Below are 20,177 nucleotides of genomic sequence, written 5' to 3' on the forward strand. Positions count from 1 at the left end.
ATGCTGCCTCTACTGTCAGAAATAACAGGTTGCCTGAAGCCAACAACCACAACACGGCGATACCATCGCCACCTCGCCAGTTCGAACATGCCTGAAAAGACTTTCTACTCAAGCATTTGGTTGATCCCGTCAAGCGCTTTTACCAGTAAACTCTCCCCCCCTTTCGCCGCCTTCATTCTTCACGCGGCCATCACCTATTTCTGTACCGGAGTCCGCCTTGCGCTTGTTTCACACCTCCGACTGGCACCTGGGGCAAAACCTGCACGGCCAGGATCGCGATTTCGAACATGGCTGTTTTCTTGACTGGCTGTTGCGCCAGCTGAAACTGGATCAGCCGGATGTGCTGTTGATCGCCGGCGATATCTTCGACACGGTCAATCCGCCGGTCAAAGCCCAGGAGCGGCTCTACGACTTCATCGTCAGCGCCCACGAGCAGCAGCCGTCGCTGACCATCGTGATGATTGCCGGCAACCATGATTCCGGCTCGCGGATCGAACTGCCCGCGCCATTGATGCGCCGCTTGCGCACCCACGCGCTCGGCCGTGTGCTGTGGCTGGACGACGGGCAGCTGGATGCCGAGCGCCTGTTGCTGCCGTTGCCTGACGCCAGTGGTGCGATCGCCGGCTGGTGCCTGGCGTTGCCGTTCCTGCGCCCGGCGGAAGTCACCGGCGCGCATTTGGGCGACAACTATCTGCGCGGGATCGGTCAGGTTCACGAATGGCTGATCGAAGCGGCCAACGCCAAGCGCACGCCAGGCCAGGCACTGATCGCCATCAGCCACGCGCACATGGCGGGCGGCTCGGTGTCGGAAGACTCCGAGCGCAGCCTGATCATCGGCAACGCCGAAGCCCTGCCCGCCAGCCTGTTCGGGCCGAGCATCAGCTACGTTGCCCTCGGTCACCTGCACAAACCGCAGAAGGTCAACGGCGAGGAGCGCATCCGCTACAGCGGCTCGCCGATTCCGCTGTCGTTCTCCGAGATCAGCTATCAGCACCAGATTCTCGACATCAAGCTCGACGGCGAAACCCTGGTGAGCGTCGAGCCGAAACTGATTCCCCGCGCGGTCAACCTGCAACGCATCGGCCCGGCACCCTTGAGCGAGATCCTGCTGCAGCTGGCGGACCTGCCGGACATCGACCTGTTGGCCGACATCCAGCGCCAACCCTGGCTGGAGGTGCGGGTGCGCCTCGATGAACCGCAGCCCGACCTGCGCAATCAAGTGGAAACCGCCCTGCAAGGCAAGGCCGTGCGCCTGGTGCGCATTGCCGCCGAGTACGCCGGCAATGGCGGCCGTGACGGTGCCGATGAAGGCAGCACGCTGATCGAACTGGACCAGCTCACGCCCCAGGAGCTGTTCAGCCGCGCCTGGCAGGACAACTACGGCAGCGAGGTCGACGAGCAGACCCTCAAGGACTTTGCCGAGCTGTTGCAAGACGTGCAGATGGAGAGCGAACAGCCATGAAAATTCTCGCGATCCGCCTGAAAAACCTCGCCTCCCTGGCCGGGCCGTTTGAAATCGACTTCACCGCCGAACCCCTGGCCAGTGCCGGGCTGTTCGCCATCACCGGCCCCACCGGCGCCGGTAAAAGTACGTTGCTCGATGCTTTGTGCCTGGCGCTGTTTGGCGCCGTACCACGTCTGAACAACACCGGCCGCGACGCGAAAGTGCCGGACGCCGACGGCGAAATCGGCACCGGCGACCCGCGCACCCTGCTACGTCGCGGCACCGGTGAAGGCTATGCGGAAGTGGATTTCGTCGGAGTCGACGGCCGCCGTTACCGCGCCCGCTGGGAAGCCAATCGCGCCCGGGACAAGGCCGCCGGCAAACTGCAGGCCAGCCGCCAGAGCTTGCGTGACATCGATCAGGACCAGTTGCTGGCCAGCCAGAAAGGCGAATACAAGGCTCAGCTCGAAGCCGCGCTGGGGCTGAACTTTGAACAGTTCACCCGTGCCGTGCTGCTGGCGCAAAGCGAGTTCAGCGCCTTCCTCAAGGCCGACGACAACGACCGCAGCGAACTGCTGGAGAAACTCACCGACACGGCGCTTTACACCCGCCTCGGTCGTCGCGCCTTCGACAAGACCAAGGAGGCTCGCGAGGTTCACAAGCTGCTGCAGGATCAGGCCAGCGGAGTGACGCCGCTGGCGCCGCAGGCCCGTGCGGAACTGGATGAGCGCTTCAATGCCGCGCAGCAACAGCTGAAATTGCAGCAGGCACAACTCAAACAGCTTGAGCAGCAGCACACCTGGCTCAAGGATTTGCGTCAGTTGCAGGACGCTCAACTCGCCGCGACCGAGCAACTTCACGGTGCCCAACAGCAGTGGGAAGGATTGGCCGGCGAACGCTTGAAGCTGACACGGCTGGAACAACTCGGCCCGCAACGGCACCAGTTCGCCCGCAAAACCGAACTCGATGCACTGCTGACGCCACTGGCCGCACAGGTTGCTGCCCATACCCGGCAGCAGCACGAGCTGACTGAACGCCAGGCGGTGCTGGAGCAAAACCTCTCGGCCACACAAATCGCCCTGAGCGAAGCCCAGCAACGACAAACCGACAGCGCTCCGCTACTGCGTCAGGCCTTCGAGGAACAAAGCACCCTCGCCCGCCTGGCCAGGGACACCGCCCTCAGCGCCGAGGCGAAGTACACCGCAGAACAAGCCTGCATCCAGGGTCAAAGCGCCATTCAAGCCTTGCTGGAAAAGCAGAACCAGGTTGCCGAACGTTTGCAGCGTATCGCCACCGAGCTTGAACAAAGCGCCCATCTGGCACCGCTCAGCGACGCGTGGAATGCCTATCGGGATCGCCTGCAACAGTTGATGTTGATCGGCAACCGCTTGAATAAAGGTCAGGCCGAGCTGACCACCCTCGAACAAACCGCCACCCGCTGCGGCGAAGAACTCGCCTTGCAAAAGCAGCAACTTGAAGTGCTGTTCAAGGAGGCCGGCGCGGAGCCGGACGCCGTGGCCGAGCAGATCGGCATCCTCGGCAACCTGTTGCAGGACAACCGTAAACAGCTGCGCGCCATCGAAGACCTGACGCGGTTGTGGGCCAGCCAGCAGGAACTGGACAAGCGCAGTGCCGAACTGCAACAGCGTCAGCTCGCCGCGCAACAGGAACGTGAGCGCCTGACTCAGGACGGGGTGAAAACCAAAGCCGAACTAACGGTCGCCGAACAAACCTTCAACGTCACCCGTGAACTGCTGGAACGCCAACGTCTGGCCCGCAGTGCGAGTGTCGAAGAGTTGCGCACGCAGTTGCAGGACGACCAGCCGTGCCCGGTCTGCGGCAGTCACGAGCATCCTTACCATCAGCCCGAAGCGCTGCTGCAGAGCCTCGGTCGCCACGACGAAAACGAACAGGCCCGGGCGCAGCAAGCGGTCGACCAGCTCAAGGAAAAGCTCACCGAATTGCGCGCCGAGGTGGTGGGCGTCATCGCTCAACAAAAGGAGCTGCTGCAACAACAAGAGCAACTGGACGCCCAACAACAAGCCTTGGCTCCGAGCCTCGACGCTCACCCACTGGCCGCACAGCTTCTGGACCAGGACGCCGAAAAGCGCGACGCCTGGCTGACCCGGCAAAACGATCAGTTGAACCAGAGCATCACTCAGGACGAACAACGTCAGCGCGCCCTGCTCACCCTGCAGCAGGACGCCGCGCGCCTGACCCAGCAATTGCGCCATGCCGAAACCGCGCATCAGCAAGCGGCCCAGCACCTGAGCAACCAGCAGCGCGAACTGGGCAGCGACCGTCAACGGCTCGACGAGGAACTCGCCGCATTCGGCAGTCTTCTGCCAGCCGAAACCCTCGAAGCGCTACGGGTGGAGCCTGCTGCGACGTTCATGCAGCTGGATCGGCAGATCGCCGAGCGCCTCACACAGCTCGATCAGCAAAAGGAAGAACTTGCCGAGCAGCAACAACGCCAACAGACGCTTGAGAAAGAACAGGATCGCCAGCAAACCCGCGTGCAACAGCAGCAAATCGCCGAGCAGCAATTCAGTGCACTGGCCGAACAGCAAACGGCTTGCCAGCACCGACTTACACAACTGCTGGGCGAGCACAGCAGCGCCGAGCAGTGGCAGCAAGGGCTGGAAAACGCCGTAGAGCAAGCACGCAGTACCCAGGCAACAACGGCGCAGGAGCTGCAGCAGGTACGTACGCAACGGGTGCAGATCGCCGCCGAACTCAAGGCGCAGCAGGAGCGTTTGCAAGCGCTGGAAAACGAAGATCGCGATCTCACCGACAAGATCGCCGACTGGCGCGGCCGACATCCTGAGCTGGATGACGGTGGCCTCGAAGATCTGCTGCGGGTCGAAGACATGCAAGTCAGCGAACTGCGCCAACGCTTGCAACACAACGAAAAAGCCATCGAACAGGCCAAGGTGCTGCTGCAGGAGCGTGATCAGCGCTTGCTCGACCATCAAGCCCAGCACAACGGCCACCTCGATGCCGAACAACTCGCCACTGCCCTCACCGACCTGCAACATCAGTTCGCCGTCAGCGAGCAGCACTGCGCCGAACTGCGCGCCGAGCAGGTCGAGGACCAGCGCCGGCAGAACGCCAATCAGGCCCTGGCCCAACAGATTGCCGACGCCTACAACGAATATCAACGCTGGGCACGCCTGAATGCGTTGATCGGATCCGCCACCGGCGACACCTTCCGCAAGATCGCCCAGGCCTACAACCTCGACCTGCTGGTGCATCACGCCAACGTGCAATTGCGCCAACTGGTGCGGCGTTATCGCCTCAAGCGCGGCGGCAGCATGCTCGGGTTGCTGGTGATGGACACCGAAATGGGTGACGAACTGCGTTCGGTGCATTCGCTGTCCGGTGGCGAGACCTTCCTGGTATCGCTGGCCCTGGCCCTCGGCCTGGCGTCGATGGCATCGAGCACGCTGAAAATCGAGTCGTTGTTCATCGACGAAGGCTTTGGCAGCCTCGATCCGGAATCCCTGCAACTGGCCATGGACGCCCTCGACGGCTTGCAGGCCCAGGGCCGCAAGGTCGCGGTGATTTCCCACGTACAGGAAATGCATGAACGGATTCCAGTGCAGATCCAGGTCCGCCGCCAGGGCAACGGCCTGAGCACCCTGGAGGTGAAATGAACACGCTGTATTCCTTCCGCCGCTGCCCCTACGCCATGCGCGCACGCATGGCCCTGCGTTATTCGGCAGTGGCCGTGGACATCGTCGAAGTCAGCCTGAAGGCCAAGCCCGCCGAGATGCTCGCGCTGTCCGGCAAAGGCACGGTGCCGGTGCTGAGCGCCGATGGCCGGGTGATCGACGAAAGCCTCGACATCATGCGCTGGGCGCTGGCACAGAACGATCCGCAAGACTGGTTGCTCAAGGATGATCCTGACGCAGCGGCGCAGATCGCCCCACTGATCGAACAGAACGATCAGGTGTTCAAGGTGCACTTGAATCGCTACAAGTACGCCGAGCGTTATCCCGAGCAGCCGATGGAGGCGTATCGCGCCGAGGGCGAGGTGTTTTTGCAAAGGCTGGAGGCGTTGCTGGAGGGGCGCGACTATTTGCTGGCCGAGCATCCAAGCCTGGCCGACGTGGCGCTGATGCCCTTCGTGCGGCAGTTCGCCCACGTCGACCGTGAATGGTTTGCGCAGGCGCCGTATCGGCGGTTGCAGGACTGGTTGCAGCGGTTTCTGGAGTCGGAGTTGTTTACCGGTGTGATGAAAAAGTAAACGCAGCCACTGTGGCGAGGGGGCTTGCCCCCGTTGGGCTGCGAAGCAGCCCCAAGCTTTTTCTGGTCATCCGGATTTACGGCCGCTTCGCGACCGAACGGGGGCAAGCCCCTTCGCCACAGGCAAGCTCCCTCGCCACAAAAGATTCAGTGACCAGCAGGGTTCAAGCCAACACCCCACACATCCCGATCGCCGAGCAATCGACCTGGAACGGCCCGAAAACCACGCCTTCATTCCTGATCGGCGGATTGCCGGCCAGCATGCCCTGCGCGTTGGCGTTTTCGATATTGCGGGCAATGTTGTGATTGGCTTCGATGGCGCGCGCCACCGAGCCCGCCGAGCCCTGTCCGATCCCCAGCAGGGAGGATCCGTTGGTCATGAACGCCAGGAAGGCGATGACCCAAAGTCTGTGCCCTTTCATGCGCCGGCGACTCCTGCGAGTTCAGCCTGATCAACGCTGGCGTTTTGCGCGCGATGGTCAAACTGGATGCCGGGATGAGCGACCTGGATCGGCGCTTCGAAGCTGGATTGTGACTGGGCTGACAGGCTGACCAACAGCACCATGGCAAGGTACAGGCCGATCGCTACATAAGCGCCGTGTTTGGCAGAAGTGAGAATTGCGCTGGCCATGATGTTCTCCGCAGGCATGTTTCAATGCCCACAGAATCGATCAAAAAAGCCAAGCTAACCACTCAGGGTTATCCATAGTGATCATCAGCTTCGTTGATCATCAAGCCAGACTATTTCAGTCTTCAATAAAACTCATCAAGCGCTCGCGCGCAGCATCCGGTTCACCAGAAACAGCGTCGGATGCCGACAAAATAGGGGTGGAATAGAGAAACAGAAGAACCAATGCCAGACGCGTCACCATGCTGCCGATCCTTACCGTGAGGGGGAGTCAAAAAATCAGCGTCAATTTAAACGGATGGCAATGTGATATCAAGCGCAACATTGATAGCAAACTGATGCTGTCGCAAATGCGTTATGCAGGAGCGACATCACTCTGATCGTTTTCGACACTCTGGCTTTAACGCCGAGGTCTTCGATCATCAGTGACTTCGCTCCTGCATAAAGGCAGGGGGGGAAATTCAGGCTTGGGTCTTGTGATCCAGCGCGGCGTAGAAGTTGGCGCTCTGTTGCAGGTATTTCTGGGTGTAGCTCTGGGTGTGGGCTTTTTTGTCGCTGATTTCAACGTTGGCACTGGCTGGCAGCGCAACGGTGGCAGAAATGGCGGAAGCGGCGATGACAGAGAAGATGTTGAAGTTCATGGCGGTATTCCTCGGATTCAGTTGGCTTGCTTGCCCGGTGGGGCCGTGAAGCAAACTTAACCCTCGAGGGTTCATGCCTTGAAATGCTTTGTAGCAGTACCAGATATCAGCGTCATTGATAAAAGCAGGCAGGCCCCATCAACCGGGGCCTGCGGCTTATTGACGCGGCAGAAACTTCAGGTCGCTCGGGGCGTCCATCGGCAGTTTTTGCACGGTTTTACCCAACAGACCGCTCTTGGCGTCGCGTTCGACGACGACAATCTGGTTGCTCTTCTGGTTGGCGATCAACAGGAATTTGCCGCTCGGGTCGAGGCTGAACTCCCGCGGATGATCGCCTTCTACCGCCCGGCGTTGCAGCTCGGTAAGGCGCCCGGTTAGCGGATCAATGGCAAACACCAGCAGTTGATTGGCCGTACCACGGTTGCTGACGTAGAGGAACTTACCATCGGCCGAGGCATGCAGCGCCGCGGCCGCCTTGTCCGAGACGGGTTGCCCGGCAGCCAGGTCGACCATCTGCGTCTGCTCGAGCGTGCCGTCGTGGTAATCGAACACCGCCACCTGAGCGCTCATTTCCATGGTCAGCCAGGCATGTTTGCCATCGGCGCTGAACAGTAAATGACGCGGCCCGCTACCGGGCGGCAGTTGCACGAATGCCGGGTTGGCCGGGGTCAATGGCAGCTGCGGATTGGCCTTGGGGTCGAAGCGGTAGGCAAACACCTTGTCGGCGCCCAGGTCGTTGGAGAACAGGTATTTGCCGTCCGGCGACGGGATGGTCGAATGCACGTGGGCCGAGGCCTGGCGTTCTGGATTGACTCGGCTCGCCGGGTGGCTGCTCATCTGCACCACCGGTTTGAGTTGGCCATCGGCCGCCACCGGCACCACCGCGACGGTGCCGCCGGGGTCTTCGGCCACCGAGTAATTGCTGACAAACAAATGGCTGCCATCGACGCTGAGACTGGAATGGGTCGGCTCGTTGCCCAGGCTTTGCACCTGGCTGATCAGGTTTAGCGCATGGGTCTTGGGATCAATCGCGTAACTGCTGACGCGCCCGACCGGATCAGCCTGGCCCGGGCCATTTTCGTTGACCACGAACAGGTGTCGCTGGTCTTTCGAGAGGGTCAACCACGATGGATTTTCGCTCTTGACCACTTGCAAGGGCCTGGCGTTGATCTGCCCGGTGGCGCTGTCGAACGCCAGGCGGTAGATCCCCTGGCTTTGCCCGGCGGTGTAAGAGCCCACCAGCAGTTGATAGTCCTCGGCGGATGCGGCCTGGACACCCATCGCGCCGATGCTGCCGGCCATCAACAGTGGCCAGAGGTTACGCATCGTCATTCGCGTCTTCGCCGCCATCGTTGTCACCGCGGAATGCAGTCATGCACACCAGCCGATGCTCGCCGGAATCACCGGTGATCAGCCAGCTTTGCAGGGTTGGATCGAAGGTCGCTACCTGGATCTGCGCCGGCGTGAACTCCCAGTGCTTGGCCACGCGGCCATCCATGCATTCGATGTGCAGGTTGTCGAATTCATCGAGGGAGAATTCGAAAGCGTGCAAGCCGTCGATCTCCACCATATCGCAGTGTTCGAGGACGTTGAGCAGGGTGTCGGTTGCGGAAGTCATGGCAGTCAATCTTTGAATGGGAAAGCGCCAATGATAGCGCATGCACCCGACCAGAGTTTCACACAAACCTGTGGGAGCGGGCTTGCTCGCGAAGGCGGTTTATCATTCAACATCTCTGTTGGCTGACACTCCGCCTTCGCGAGCAAGCCCGCTCCCACAGGGATTGTGGCCAGCCGTTAGAGGGCGTCGCGCGATGGTTGCCCATCCACCAGTCGCTGGATGCGTAGCGGATTGCCGTTCTTCAGCGCGTCCGGCAGCAAGCTGTCCGGGTAGTTCTGGAAACACACCGGGCGCAGGAAACGATCGATGGCCAGTGTGCCCACCGATGTACCGCGCGCATCGGAGGTTGCCGGGTAAGGTCCGCCGTGGACCATCGAGTCGCAGACTTCCACGCCAGTCGGATAGCCATTGACCAGGATTCGCCCGACCTTCTGCTCCAGCAATCCCGTCAGCCCGGCGAACTGCTCGAGGTCTTGCGGCTCACCAATGACGGTGGCGGTCAATTGGCCGTGCAGGCCGTTCAGGGCGGCCGTCAGTTGCGCCTGATCCGCGACCTCGACCACCACGGTGGTCGGCCCGAACACTTCCTCTTGCAGGACTTCATCGCCATCGATCAGCAGGCGCGCATCGGCCTTGAACAGCTGCGGCTGAGCCTGATTGCCCTGCTGCGGATCGCCGGCCAGGTGTTGAATTCCCGGATGGGCCAGCAGTTTTTGCAAGCCTTGACCGTAGCTGCCCAGGGTGCCGGCATTGAGCATGGTTTGCGCCGGTTGGTCGCCCATCAGCCCGGCCACTTGGTGCACAAAGGCACTGAACGACGCCGAGCGAATGCCAATCACCAGACCCGGATTGGTGCAGAACTGCCCGCAACCCTGCACCACCGAAGCCGTGAGGTCCCGGGCAACCGTGTCGACCCGCGCCTGCAATGCCTGGGGCAAGACAATCACCGGGTTGATGCTCGACATCTCGGCGAACACCGGAATCGGTTGCGCACGTGCCGCGGCCATGTCGCACAGGGCTCGACCACCCTTGAGCGAACCGGTGAACCCCACGGCCCGGATGGCCGGGTGCTTGACCAGCGCCTCGCCGACACCGCCGCCGTAGATCATGTTGAACACACCGGCCGGCATACCCGTTTTTTGCGCAGCGCGAATGATCGCATCCGCCACCTGTTCGGCCGTGGCCATGTGGCCGCTATGGGCCTTGAACACCACCGGGCACCCGGCGGCCAGCGCCGAGGCGGTATCGCCGCCGGCGGTGGAGAACGCCAGCGGAAAGTTGCTGGCACCAAACACCGCCACAGGTCCCAGGCCGATGCGGTACTGACGCAGGTCCGGACGCGGCAACGGCTGACGCTCCGGCAATGCCCGGTCGATTCGCGCGCCGTAGAAATCACCGCGACGCAGCACTTTGGCGAACAGGCGCATCTGCCCGCTGGTACGACCACGCTCGCCTTGAATCCGGCCTGCGGGCAACGCCGTTTCGCGGCAGACGACAGCGACAAAATCATCACCGAGGGCGTCCAGTTCATCGGCGATGGCATCGAGAAACTGCGCCCGTCGCTCCGCACTCAGGCTGCGATAGGCCGGATAGGCGGCCGCTGCTGCGTTGGCCGCCGCATCGACCTCCTGCGGTGTCGCCTGAAAAAAAACGTGGGGCAAGGCCTCACCCGTGCTGGCATCGACACTCTGCAACTTGATGCTGCCGGCGGCGCTGCGTTGGCCGCCGATGTAGTTGTGACCAATAATCCCGATCATGGGCAAATCCTCAAAGTGTGCCGACAGTGCCGGGTTCGAAAGCCGCCGGGGCCGGGGCGATGCCGTTGATCAATGGTGCGCCGAATTCAGCCTGGGTGATCTCGAACACGTCACCCGGTCGGGTGCGAATGCCGTCGGCAAAGGACAGGGTCGCGGTGCCGAAGAAGTGAATGTGCACATCCCCCGGGCGCAGGAACTGGCTGTACTTGAAATGATGGAATTCCAGGTTGGCGAGGCTGTGGCACATGTTCGCCTCGCCACTGAGGAACTCGTTCTGCCATAGCACTTCGCCGTTGCGCAGGATGCGGCTGGTGCCCGCCAGATGCTGTGGCAATTCACCGACCCGCAGTTCCGGACCATAACTGCAGCTACGCAATTTCGAATGGGCCAGGTACAGGTAGTTCTTGCGCTCCATGACGTGGTCGGAGAACTCGTTGCCCACGGCAAAACCCAGGCGATACGGCTTGCCGTCGTGACCGATCACGTACAGGCCGGCGATCTCCGGTTCTTCACCGGCATCTTCGGCAAATGGCGGCAATGGAAACGGCTGGCCAGGCCTGACGACGATGCTGCCATCGCCTTTGTAGAACCATTCCGGTTGCACACCGGCTTGATCCGCCGCCGGCTTGCCGCCCTCCACGCCCCATTTGAATATGCGCATGGTGTCGGTCATCGCGGTTTCGTCGCCGCTTTGCTGGTGCATCTTGTCCCGGGCCGACGCGCTGCCCAGATGGGTCAGGCCCGTACCACTGACCAGCATGTGCGCCGGGTCTGGATGGTCCAGCGGCGGCAGGATGCGCTGTTGCGTCTGCAATTCGGCATAGTCATGGCTGAAGCCCAGCCCCAGGCTCTGCACCTGTTGCTCAAGGCTCGCGCCCGCCTCGACTGCCGCCAGTGCCAGGTCGCGAACAGTGCGCGCGCCCTGCACTTCACGGACCAGGCCGTTGTCGACCACACCAACACGGCGTTCGCCGTTACTCAATTCGAATTGAACCAAATGCATGAGTTTTCTCCTGTAAAACAAAACTTCAAATCACCGCAGAACCAATGTGGGAGCGGGCTTGCTCGCGAAGAGGCCGTCATACCCGACATCACCGGTGACTGACACTCCGCTTTCGTCGGAACGCCGCCCGGAGCAAGCCCGCTCCCACATTTGGTCGGTGTGAACCTCAAAATCAGGTACGCGACGCCCCACGCGCACTCGCCGCAAACTCATCGGCCGGCAACACGTGCTTGCGCTCCAGCAAGCGATACACCACACCCGTCAACACCAGCCCGAACACCATCACGCCCGACAGGAAATACAGGCCCGAAGCCAGGTTGCCGGTGTATTCCTTGAGTGCGCCGATCACGAACGGACCGAGGTAGCCACCGAGGTTGCCCACCGAGTTGATCAAGGCGATCCCCGCCGCCGCACTGGCGCCGGCAAAGAAGCGGCCCGGCAAGGTCCAGAACACCGCCGTGCAGGAGAACAACGCGAACGCCACCAGACACAGCGCCGCCAGCTGCAGCACCGGCACCGACAGCCAGGCGCTGAGAAACAGGCCGATCGCACCCAGCACGTAAAGCACGGCGAGGTGGCCGTAGCGGTCATTCAGGCGGTCGGAACTGCGCGGAATGATCAACAGACCGACGATGCCGAAGATGTACGGCACCGCGGAAACGAAACCGGTCACCAGGTCGCTGCCGCCGAACTGCTTGATCAGGGTCGGCAACCACAAGCCGAGGCCATAGATGCTCAGGGTCACCGGCAGGTAGAACAGCGCCAGCAGCAGAACGCGCTTGTCCTTGAGGGCGTGCAGCGGATTGCCGTGTCGGGTCTGGCCGTACGCGTCCAGGTCCTTTTTCAGCTCGCCGCTCAGCCAGTCTTTTTCCGCCTGGTCCATCCACTTCACTTGCTGCGGGCCGTCCGGCAACCAGCGCAGCACAGGCCAGGTCAGCAGGATCGCCGGGGTGCCAATGACAATGAACAGCCACTGCCAGCCGTGCAGCCCGAGCACGCCATCCATACCCAACAGGCCGCCGGACACGGGGCCGGTGATCATCATCGCAATGGGTTGCGAGAGGATGAACAGCCCGAGGATCTTGCCACGATGACGCACCGGGAACCATTGGGTGATGTAGTACAGGACGCCCGGGAAGAATCCGGCCTCGGCGGCGCCAAGCAAAAAGCGCATCACATAGAAGCTGTTCGGCCCCTGGACGAAGGCCATGCCGATGGTGATGGCGCCCCAAGTGAGCATGATCCGCGCGAACCAGCGCCTCGCGCCAAAGCGGTCGAGCATCAGGTTGCTGGGGATTTCCAACAGGAAGTAGCCGATGAAGAACAGCCCGGCGCCAAGTCCGTAGGCCGCATCGCCCAGACCGATGTCGGCGCCCATGTGCAGTTTGGCGAAGCCCACTGCGGAGCGGTCCACGTAGGCGATCAGGTACAGCAGGATCAGGAAGGGAATCAGTTTCAGCGTGATGCGACGGATAAGCCGCAGTTCCTGGCTCATGAGATCGGTCTCCGATTGTTGTTGTTATGGAACCTCGGGGGACGCCTCTCGCGAAAAATTCGCCAGGGCCATCCCTCCGTTTGAGCGGACTATATAGTAATACTATTTACTCAACAACACTTCCAAACATCGCAATTTGAGCTTATGTTACGCCTCAGCTCGAACAATATAGTCATACAATAAGAGAACCGATCATGTCTGATAAGAAACCCACCCTGCGCTCCGCCCAATGGTTTGGCACGGCCGACAAGAACGGCTTCATGTACCGCAGCTGGATGAAGAATCAGGGCATCGCCGACCACCAGTTCCATGGCAAGCCGATCATCGGCATCTGCAACACCTGGTCGGAACTGACTCCGTGCAACGCGCATTTCCGCCAGATTGCCGAGCACGTCAAACGCGGCGTGATCGAGGCCGGCGGCTTCCCGGTGGAGTTCCCGGTGTTCTCCAACGGCGAATCCAACCTGCGTCCTACCGCCATGCTCACCCGTAACCTGGCGAGCATGGATGTCGAAGAAGCCATACGCGGCAACCCGATCGATGGCGTGGTGCTGCTGACCGGTTGCGACAAAACCACCCCGGCACTGCTGATGGGCGCCGCCAGTTGCGACGTGCCGGCCATCGTTGTCACCGGCGGGCCGATGCTCAATGGCAAGCACAAGGGCAAGGACATCGGCTCCGGCACCGTGGTCTGGCAGCTCAGCGAACAGGTCAAGGCCGGCACCATCAGCATCGACGACTTCCTCGCGGCCGAGGGCGGCATGTCCCGCTCGGCCGGCACCTGCAACACCATGGGCACGGCCTCGACCATGGCCTGCATGGCCGAAGCACTGGGCACCTCCCTGCCCCACAACGCCGCAATCCCGGCCGTGGATGCGCGCCGCTATGTGCTGGCGCACATGTCCGGCATGCGTGCAGTGGAGATGGTGCGCGAAGACCTGAAACTGTCGAAAATCCTCACCAGGGAAGCCTTCGAAAACGCCATTCGCGTCAACGCCGCCATCGGCGGTTCGACCAACGCGGTGATTCACCTCAAAGCCATCGCCGGGCGCATTGGCGTGGAACTGGACCTCGACGACTGGACCCGTATCGGTCGCGGCATGCCGACCATCGTCGACCTGCAACCGTCGGGACGCTTCCTGATGGAAGAGTTCTATTACGCCGGTGGCTTGCCGGCGGTGCTGCGTCGCCTCGGCGAAGCCAACCTGATCCCGAACCCGAATGCCCTGACCGTCAACGGCAAATCCATCGGCGAGAACACCAAAGACGCGCCGATTTATGGCGAGGACGAAGTGATCCGCACCCTCGACAACCCGATCCGCGCCGATGGCGGCATCTGTGTCTTGCGCGGCAACCTGGCACCGCTGGGCGCCGTGCTCAAGCCGTCCGCCGCCACGCCGGCACTGATGCAGCATCGCGGACGTGCGGTGGTGTTCGAGAACTTCGACATGTACAAGGCGCGGATCAACGACCCGGAACTGGACGTGGATGCCAACTCGATCCTGGTGATGAAGAACTGCGGGCCGAAGGGTTATCCGGGCATGGCCGAAGTGGGCAACATGGGTTTGCCAGCCAAGCTGCTGGCCCAGGGTGTAACCGACATGGTGCGTATTTCCGATGCGCGCATGAGCGGCACCGCGTACGGCACTGTTGTCCTCCACGTCGCCCCGGAAGCCGCTGCCGGTGGACCGCTGGCCGCAGTGAAAGAAGGCGACTGGATCGAACTCGATTGCGCCAGCGGCCGTTTACACCTGGATATTCCAGACGCCGAACTGGCCGCGCGCATGGCCGACCTGCAACCGCCGCAGAACCTGATCGTCGGGGGATATCGTCAGCTGTACATCGACCATGTGCTGCAAGCGGACCAGGGTTGCGACTTCGACTTCCTGGTTGGTTGCCGTGGGGCTGAAGTGCCGCGTCACTCCCACTGATCACCTCCGCCCCCTGTGGGAGCGGGCTTGCTCGCGAAAGCGCAGTGTCAGCCTACGCATATGTTGTCTGACCCACCGCTTTCGCGAGCAAGCCCGCTCCCACATTTGATCTACGCCCGCCTCAAGATTGTGCCGCGCCTGCTATCATGCGCGACACCTATTCGCACAGGACCGCGCCACTCCCCATGGATTACCGCAAACCCTCCGACCGCAAAAGCATGCACTCGCGCATCGTCCAGGAACTGGGCATGCAGATCGTCTCGGGACGTTTCCTGCCGGACGACAAACTGCCTGCCGAAGCGCTGTTGTGTGAAGAATATGCGGTCAGCCGACCGGTGCTGCGCGAAGCCACCCGAGTATTGGTTGCCAAGGGCCTGGTGTATTCCCGCCCGCGCGTCGGGACTGTGGTCAAGCCGCGCAAGGACTGGCACATGCTCGATCCGGACGTGCTGCACTGGCTGATGCAAAGCAGTCCCCAAAACCAGTTTTTCGACCTGCTGACCAGTGTGCGCAGCATCATCGAACCGGCCGCTGCCGCCCTCGCCGCACAATTCGCCACCGAAGCGGACATCGCGTCCATCGGTGAGGCCTACCAGCGCATGGAAGCCGCGCCGACACCGGAGGCTCTGTTGCAGCCGGACCTGGACTTCCACAGCCGCATCGCCGACGCCACCCACAACGACTTGCTGGCCAACCTGTGCAACATGCTCTCGGTGGCGATAGCCGAAGCCTTGAAGCATTCGAACCAGCGACCGAACCTGCATGAACTGGCGCTGCCGCGGCACAAAGCGATTCTTACCGCCATCGAGAACCGTGATGCTCTGGGCGCACGGCATGCGACGCTGGTGCAGCTGGATGATGCGCGCAGTGCGTTGAATGTCGTATTGGGCACCGATCTTTCATAACGACCAAAGAACCCATGTGGGACGGTGTGAAATTCGAATAAAAAAAGCCGCAACCCTGAGGTTGCGGCTTTTTCACTTCTGCATGGATCAGTGAGCAAACAACGAGTTGCCCTTCTGCCCCGCCAGTTTCTCCGGCTTGATCAGGAAACGCGCCAGTGCCGGCAGCAGCCACAGTGCGCCGAACATGTTCCACAGCAGCATGAAGGTCAGCATCAGGCCCATGTCGGCCTGGAACTTGATGGCCGAGAAGATCCAGGTGCACACGCCGATCGCCAGGCACAGACCGGTGAACAGCACGGCCTTGCCGGTGGACTTCAGCGTCTGGTAGTACGCCTCTTGCAGCGGCAGGCCGGCACGCAGGAAGCTTTCCAGGCGGCTGTAGATGTAGATGCCGTAGTCCACGCCAATCCCCACCCCGAGCGCCACGACCGGCAGGGTCGCCACTTTCACGCCGATGCCCATGAACGCCATCAGGGCGTTACCGAGTACCGAGGTCAGCACCAGCGGCAGCACGATGCACAAGGTCGCCGCCCACGAGCGGAAGGTGATCATGCACATGACCGCCACGCAGATGTACACCAGGATCAGGATGGTCAGCTCGGACTTCTTGATCACCTCGTTGGTGGCCGCCTCGATCCCGGCGTTACCGGCAGCGAGGATGAACTCCAGGCCTTCCTTGTTGTTTTCCTTGGCGAACTCCTGCACCGCATGCACCGCACGATCCAGGGTCTCGGCCTTGTGATCGTTGAGAAACACCAGCACCGGCGCCAGGGAACAGCTGTTGTTGTACAGGCCGTCGGCGCGGGCAATGGAGTTGTTCAGCACATCAGGGTTACGCGACAGGGTTTCCCATTTCAGGTTGCCTTCGTTCATGCCCTTGATCATTTGCTTGGATACAGTCACCAGGGAAATCGCCGACTGCACGCCCTCGGTGTTCTGCATTTTCCACATCAACTCGTCGATCGGCGCCATGGCTTCATAGCGCGAGCAACCTTCGGACTTGGTCTTGACCATCACCACCAGCACGTCGGAACTGGTCGAGTAGTTGTTGATGATGAAGTTGTTGTCCTTGTTGTAGCGCGAGTCCGGACGCAGCTCCGGGGCCCCCTGGTCGAGGTCGCCGATTTTCAGGTTCTGGCTGTACCACAGGCCGCCGCCGAAGGCGATCAGCGCCAGCAGAATGGAAACCGGTGCGACTTTGGCGCTGGCAAAATTCGCCAGCAGGCGCCAGAACGGATGTTCGCGGGTTGCGTCTTTCTTGCTGCGGGCCACGGCACGCTTGCTGATGCCGACATAGGAAATCGCCACCGGCAGCAGGATCAGGTTGGTGAACACGATCACCGCCACGCCGATGGACGCGCCAATCGCCAGCTCGCGGATCACGCCGATATCGATGATCAGCAGCGTGATGAAACCCACGGCATCGGCGAGGATCGCGATCATCCCCGGCAGGAACAATTGACGGAAGGTGCGACGCGCCGCCGTCAAGGCGTTGTCCGCTTCACTCGATTGCAGGGCGATCCCGTTGATCTTCTGCACGCCGTGGGAAATACCGATGGCGAAGATCAGGAACGGCACCAGCATCGAATACGGATCGAGCCCGAAGCCGAAGAAGTGCATCAGGCCCAGTTGCCAGACCACGGCCACCAGCGTCGTGCTCAACACGGCGACAGTACTGCGCAGGCAGTTGGTGAACCACAGCAGGAGGATCAGGGTGATGACGAAGGCGATGCCGAAGAACATCACCACCATCACCAGGCCATCGATCAGGTCACCGACCTTCTTGGCGAAACCGACGATGTGGATCTTCACATTCGGGTTCTGCGCTTCGAACTTGGTGCGGATCTTGTCTTCAAGCTCGTGGGAGAACTGGCGATAGTCCAGCGCCAGCAGCTTGCCCTGGTCCTGCGGATCCGGGTAGGACTCCAGCAACGGAATGTCGACGATGCTCGATTTGAAATCGTTGGACACCAGGCGCCCGACCTGACCGGACTTGAGCACGTTGTTGCGCAGCAAATCGAGACTGGCCTGGGAGCCGTTGTAGCTCTGCGGGATCACTTCCCCGCCGGCGAAGCCCTCCTCCGTCACTTCGGTCCAGCGAATGCTGGGGCTCCACAGCGACTTCAGACCGGAACGGTCGACACCGGAGATGTAGAACACCTCGTCGTTGATCTGACGCAGGGTCTCCATGTACTCCTTGGAGAAGATGTCGCCATCGGTGGCTTCCACCGAGATCCGCACGGTGTTGCCCAGGTTCGCCAGATCGTTGCGGTGCTCCATCATCTTCTGGATGAAGGGATGCTCCAGCGGGATCATTTTTTCGAAGCTGGTGGACGGACGGATCAGCGTCGCCTGCCAGAACAGGAAAATACTGACCAGCAGGCAGATCGTGATCACTGCCGGGCGGTTGTTGAAGATCAGGCGCTCGAGGAACGTCGCCTTGTCCTGGTGATGTGTACTCAAGGAAGTCATAGCTCCGCCTTCTTATTATTAACCCGGCTCATTTGCCCGACTCGGTACCGTTTGGCGAGGTGACGCGAACGCCGCCCTGCCCGGCCAGAACCAGATTGCCATTGCCTGCCGCCGCCACTGCCGAGACCGAAATACGGTCCGGACGGTTGACCACTTTGAAGGTTTCGCCATTGTCACTGCTGCGAATCACCGAACCGCCGTTGCCGACGATCACGATCGAACCATCGTCGAGCAGCGTGCCGCCGGACAGCCCGAACTCCAGGTCGCCGCGCTCAGCCTTGAGCTCGACTTGCTCCCAGGTGCTGCCGAAATCCGTGGAGCGATAAAGGTTGCCGCGCAGACCGTAGGCCAGCAGCGTATTGGCCTGCGCCGTGCCGATCACGCCAAACAGCGAACCTTCGTACGGACCTTCGAGCTTCTCCCAGGTCTGGCCCCAATCAGCGGAGCGGAACATGCTGCCCTGCTCGCCAACGATGAACAGCCCGGCATCCTTGACCGCGGCGATCGCGTTCAGGTGGTACTGGTCTTCGTTGTCCAGGCGGTCGCTGGCATCTTCCCAATGCTTGCCACCGTCGGTGGTTTCCATCAGCGAGCCATAAGCGCCCACGGCAAAGCCGCTGTCGACGTCCTTGAACCAGACATCGAGCAGCGGCGATTCACGATTCAGATCTTCGAATTGCTTGGTCCAGGTCGCGCCGCCGTCCTCGCTGGCGAGGATCTGCGCGTCATGGCCGACGGCCCAGCCGTGCTTGTCATCGACAAAAAACACCGACGTCAGCAGGGCCCGGGTCGGCACCTTGGCCTGGGTCCAGGTCGCGCCCTGGTCATCGGAATACAGGATGTGCCCACGATCCCCGACCGCCACCAGGCGCTTGCCGGCGTGGACGACATCGAGCATCAGGCTTTTGGCAGCCTTGGCCGATTCAATGGAATAAACAACATCGGATGCTGGCGCCGCCGCGGCCAGCACGGGTGCCGACAGCATGGCAGAGCCCAACAGCGAGAGCGCTGTAGCCAGCAACGCTAATTTGCGCAGTGCCGGCGGGCGGCAGATACCCACACCCATGACAGGCTCACTCATAGACCTTCTCCCATTATTATTGTTAGGTCGTTCAACCTTTCTGGGCGCCGCAAGGATGCGTGTCTGGACCGGCTGTTTCAGAGCATAGTCCTGAAACCCGCAATCCAGAGCCCCTTCGGAAGCTGGCCTATCCTATCGGTGTTTTTTAATGTCTGACAATCGACGCCACGTTATGTTTTGTTAACCGAGGGGGATGGGGGCCTGGTCTGAATGGTTGGGTATTCGGTGGGGTGATTGCGGTTTTGGGGTGGGTGTTCGGTGTTCATATCCGTTGCTGCGGTAACGGCTACTTATGGTTCCGCTTTTACAGCGGGTCACTTGGAAAAGCCCCAAGTAACCAAGGGCTCTTGCCCCTGACGTTCGGTGCCTCGCCAAGGCTCGGCATTCCCTCGCTCCGGTCCTGCTCCGTGGGCCCGCCGCGATCGGCCATCCATGGCCGTACGCGGCTAACCCGGCATCCATGCCGGGTTGCCCACTGCGCAGAACCTCCACTCGGCCTCTCGAGGGGGCGTACACCGCAACAGCGTCCGAGGCGGCCTACCGGCCGGCCTGGTTGCTGGGTGCGTTCGTCTGTGATGTACCTGTGGCTGTCAGGCCGTCTTCGCGAGCAAGCTCGCAAAGAGGATGTGGTTGTACACGGATTTTGCGCTCGACACCGGTCAAATGTGGGAGCGGGCTTGCTCGCGAAAGCGGAGTGTCAGCCAACAAAGATGTTGAATGATAAACCGCATTCGCGAGCAAGCCCGCTCCCACAGGGATTGGGGACATCTGCAAATACCAGGTCGGCTGCCAGGCCACCTTCGCTGGCAGGCCATTCAATTGCAGTTGATCGGCGTACACCCACGCTTCTCACCACTCATCAGGCCGAGCGTTAGCTCGCCTGCAGCTCTTGATTTTGATCCACCCGCCCCCTCGGAAGGCTGAGTGGAGGCGTTCATCCGGGGATGGGCGCGC

16 protein-coding genes are annotated in these 20,177 nt (G+C 61.4%); 5 read left to right on the plus strand and 11 right to left on the minus strand.

Annotation, left to right across the window (positions count from 1 at the left end; translation table 11 throughout):
- Positions 1-217 precede the first annotated feature (217 nt).
- From PMI26_RS02435 to PMI26_RS02425, 3 genes are read left to right on the plus strand one after another with little or no spacing between them, the layout of a single operon-like run.
- The gene (locus PMI26_RS02435; protein ID WP_007979938.1) at positions 218-1,462 is read left to right on the plus strand and encodes an exonuclease SbcCD subunit D C-terminal domain-containing protein; all 1,245 of its coding nucleotides are present in this window, start codon (positions 218-220) and stop codon (positions 1,460-1,462) included.
- Positions 1,459-5,100 (plus strand): AAA family ATPase, encoded by a 3,642-nt coding sequence (locus PMI26_RS02430; protein WP_007979940.1) that lies wholly within the window; start codon positions 1,459-1,461, stop codon positions 5,098-5,100. The genes PMI26_RS02435 and PMI26_RS02430 overlap by 4 nt, the downstream gene beginning before the upstream one ends.
- Positions 5,097-5,693 carry a glutathione S-transferase gene (locus tag PMI26_RS02425; RefSeq protein ID WP_007979942.1) on the plus strand — a complete coding sequence of 199 codons (597 nt, stop codon included), beginning with the start codon at positions 5,097-5,099 and terminating at the stop codon, positions 5,691-5,693. Before PMI26_RS02430 ends, PMI26_RS02425 begins: the two co-directional genes overlap by 4 nt.
- A gap of 163 nt (positions 5,694-5,856) precedes the next feature.
- On the opposite strand, the gene PMI26_RS02420 is transcribed toward PMI26_RS02425, so the two are convergent.
- From PMI26_RS02420 to PMI26_RS02385, 9 genes are all read right to left on the minus strand, one after another.
- Complete coding sequence (locus PMI26_RS02420; protein ID WP_007979945.1) at positions 5,857-6,114, minus strand: hypothetical protein; 258 nt, start codon at positions 6,112-6,114, stop codon at positions 5,857-5,859.
- Positions 6,111-6,323: a hypothetical protein gene (locus PMI26_RS02415; RefSeq protein ID WP_007979947.1), complete on the minus strand. Its 213-nt coding sequence runs from the start codon at positions 6,321-6,323 to the stop codon at positions 6,111-6,113. The genes PMI26_RS02420 and PMI26_RS02415 overlap by 4 nt, the downstream gene beginning before the upstream one ends.
- A gap of 115 nt (positions 6,324-6,438) precedes the next feature.
- A complete protein-coding gene (locus tag PMI26_RS32155) occupies positions 6,439-6,564 on the minus strand; it encodes a hypothetical protein (protein ID WP_007979948.1) in 126 nt (41 codons plus the stop codon).
- A 217-nt stretch (positions 6,565-6,781) separates the two neighbouring features.
- Positions 6,782-6,961, minus strand: a complete 180-nt coding sequence (locus tag PMI26_RS02410) for a hypothetical protein (RefSeq protein WP_007979950.1) — start codon at positions 6,959-6,961, stop codon at positions 6,782-6,784.
- A gap of 156 nt (positions 6,962-7,117) precedes the next feature.
- On the minus strand, positions 7,118-8,287 hold the full coding sequence (locus PMI26_RS02405) for a lactonase family protein (RefSeq protein WP_177323540.1): 1,170 nt from the start codon (positions 8,285-8,287) through the stop codon (positions 7,118-7,120).
- Entirely contained in the window at positions 8,280-8,579 is a 300-nt protein-coding gene (locus PMI26_RS02400; protein WP_007979954.1) for a DUF5629 family protein, read from the minus strand. Before PMI26_RS02400 ends, PMI26_RS02405 begins: the two co-directional genes overlap by 8 nt.
- A 176-nt stretch (positions 8,580-8,755) precedes the next feature.
- Positions 8,756-10,336: an aldehyde dehydrogenase (NADP(+)) gene (locus tag PMI26_RS02395; protein WP_007979956.1), complete on the minus strand. Its 1,581-nt coding sequence runs from the start codon at positions 10,334-10,336 to the stop codon at positions 8,756-8,758.
- A gap of 10 nt (positions 10,337-10,346) precedes the next feature.
- On the minus strand, positions 10,347-11,339 hold the full coding sequence (gene araD1 / locus PMI26_RS02390; protein WP_007979957.1) for an AraD1 family protein: 993 nt from the start codon (positions 11,337-11,339) through the stop codon (positions 10,347-10,349).
- A gap of 172 nt (positions 11,340-11,511) precedes the next feature.
- Positions 11,512-12,834 (minus strand): MFS transporter, encoded by a 1,323-nt coding sequence (locus tag PMI26_RS02385; RefSeq protein ID WP_007979959.1) that lies wholly within the window; start codon positions 12,832-12,834, stop codon positions 11,512-11,514.
- Between the two features lie 194 nt (positions 12,835-13,028).
- On the opposite strand from PMI26_RS02385, the gene PMI26_RS02380 reads away from it, so the two are divergent.
- Both PMI26_RS02380 and PMI26_RS02375 read left to right on the plus strand, forming a co-directional pair.
- On the plus strand, positions 13,029-14,765 hold the full coding sequence (locus tag PMI26_RS02380) for an IlvD/Edd family dehydratase (RefSeq protein ID WP_007979961.1): 1,737 nt from the start codon (positions 13,029-13,031) through the stop codon (positions 14,763-14,765).
- Between the two features lie 185 nt (positions 14,766-14,950).
- Positions 14,951-15,670: a FadR/GntR family transcriptional regulator gene (locus PMI26_RS02375; RefSeq protein WP_033048406.1), complete on the plus strand. Its 720-nt coding sequence runs from the start codon at positions 14,951-14,953 to the stop codon at positions 15,668-15,670.
- 87 nt (positions 15,671-15,757) lie between these two features.
- Here the strand turns inward: PMI26_RS02375 and PMI26_RS02370 are convergent, their stop codons facing one another.
- On the minus strand, positions 15,758-18,142 hold the full coding sequence (locus tag PMI26_RS02370) for an efflux RND transporter permease subunit (RefSeq protein WP_007979964.1): 2,385 nt from the start codon (positions 18,140-18,142) through the stop codon (positions 15,758-15,760).
- 28 nt (positions 18,143-18,170) lie between these two features.
- Positions 18,171-19,223, minus strand: a complete 1,053-nt coding sequence (locus PMI26_RS02365; protein ID WP_007979965.1) for a WD40/YVTN/BNR-like repeat-containing protein — start codon at positions 19,221-19,223, stop codon at positions 18,171-18,173.
- Positions 19,224-20,177: the final 954 nt, after the last annotated feature.

It is taken from the genome of Pseudomonas sp. GM33 (genome assembly GCF_000282295.1).
Taxonomy (GTDB): Bacteria; Pseudomonadota; Gammaproteobacteria; order Pseudomonadales; family Pseudomonadaceae; genus Aquipseudomonas; species Aquipseudomonas laurylsulfatiphila.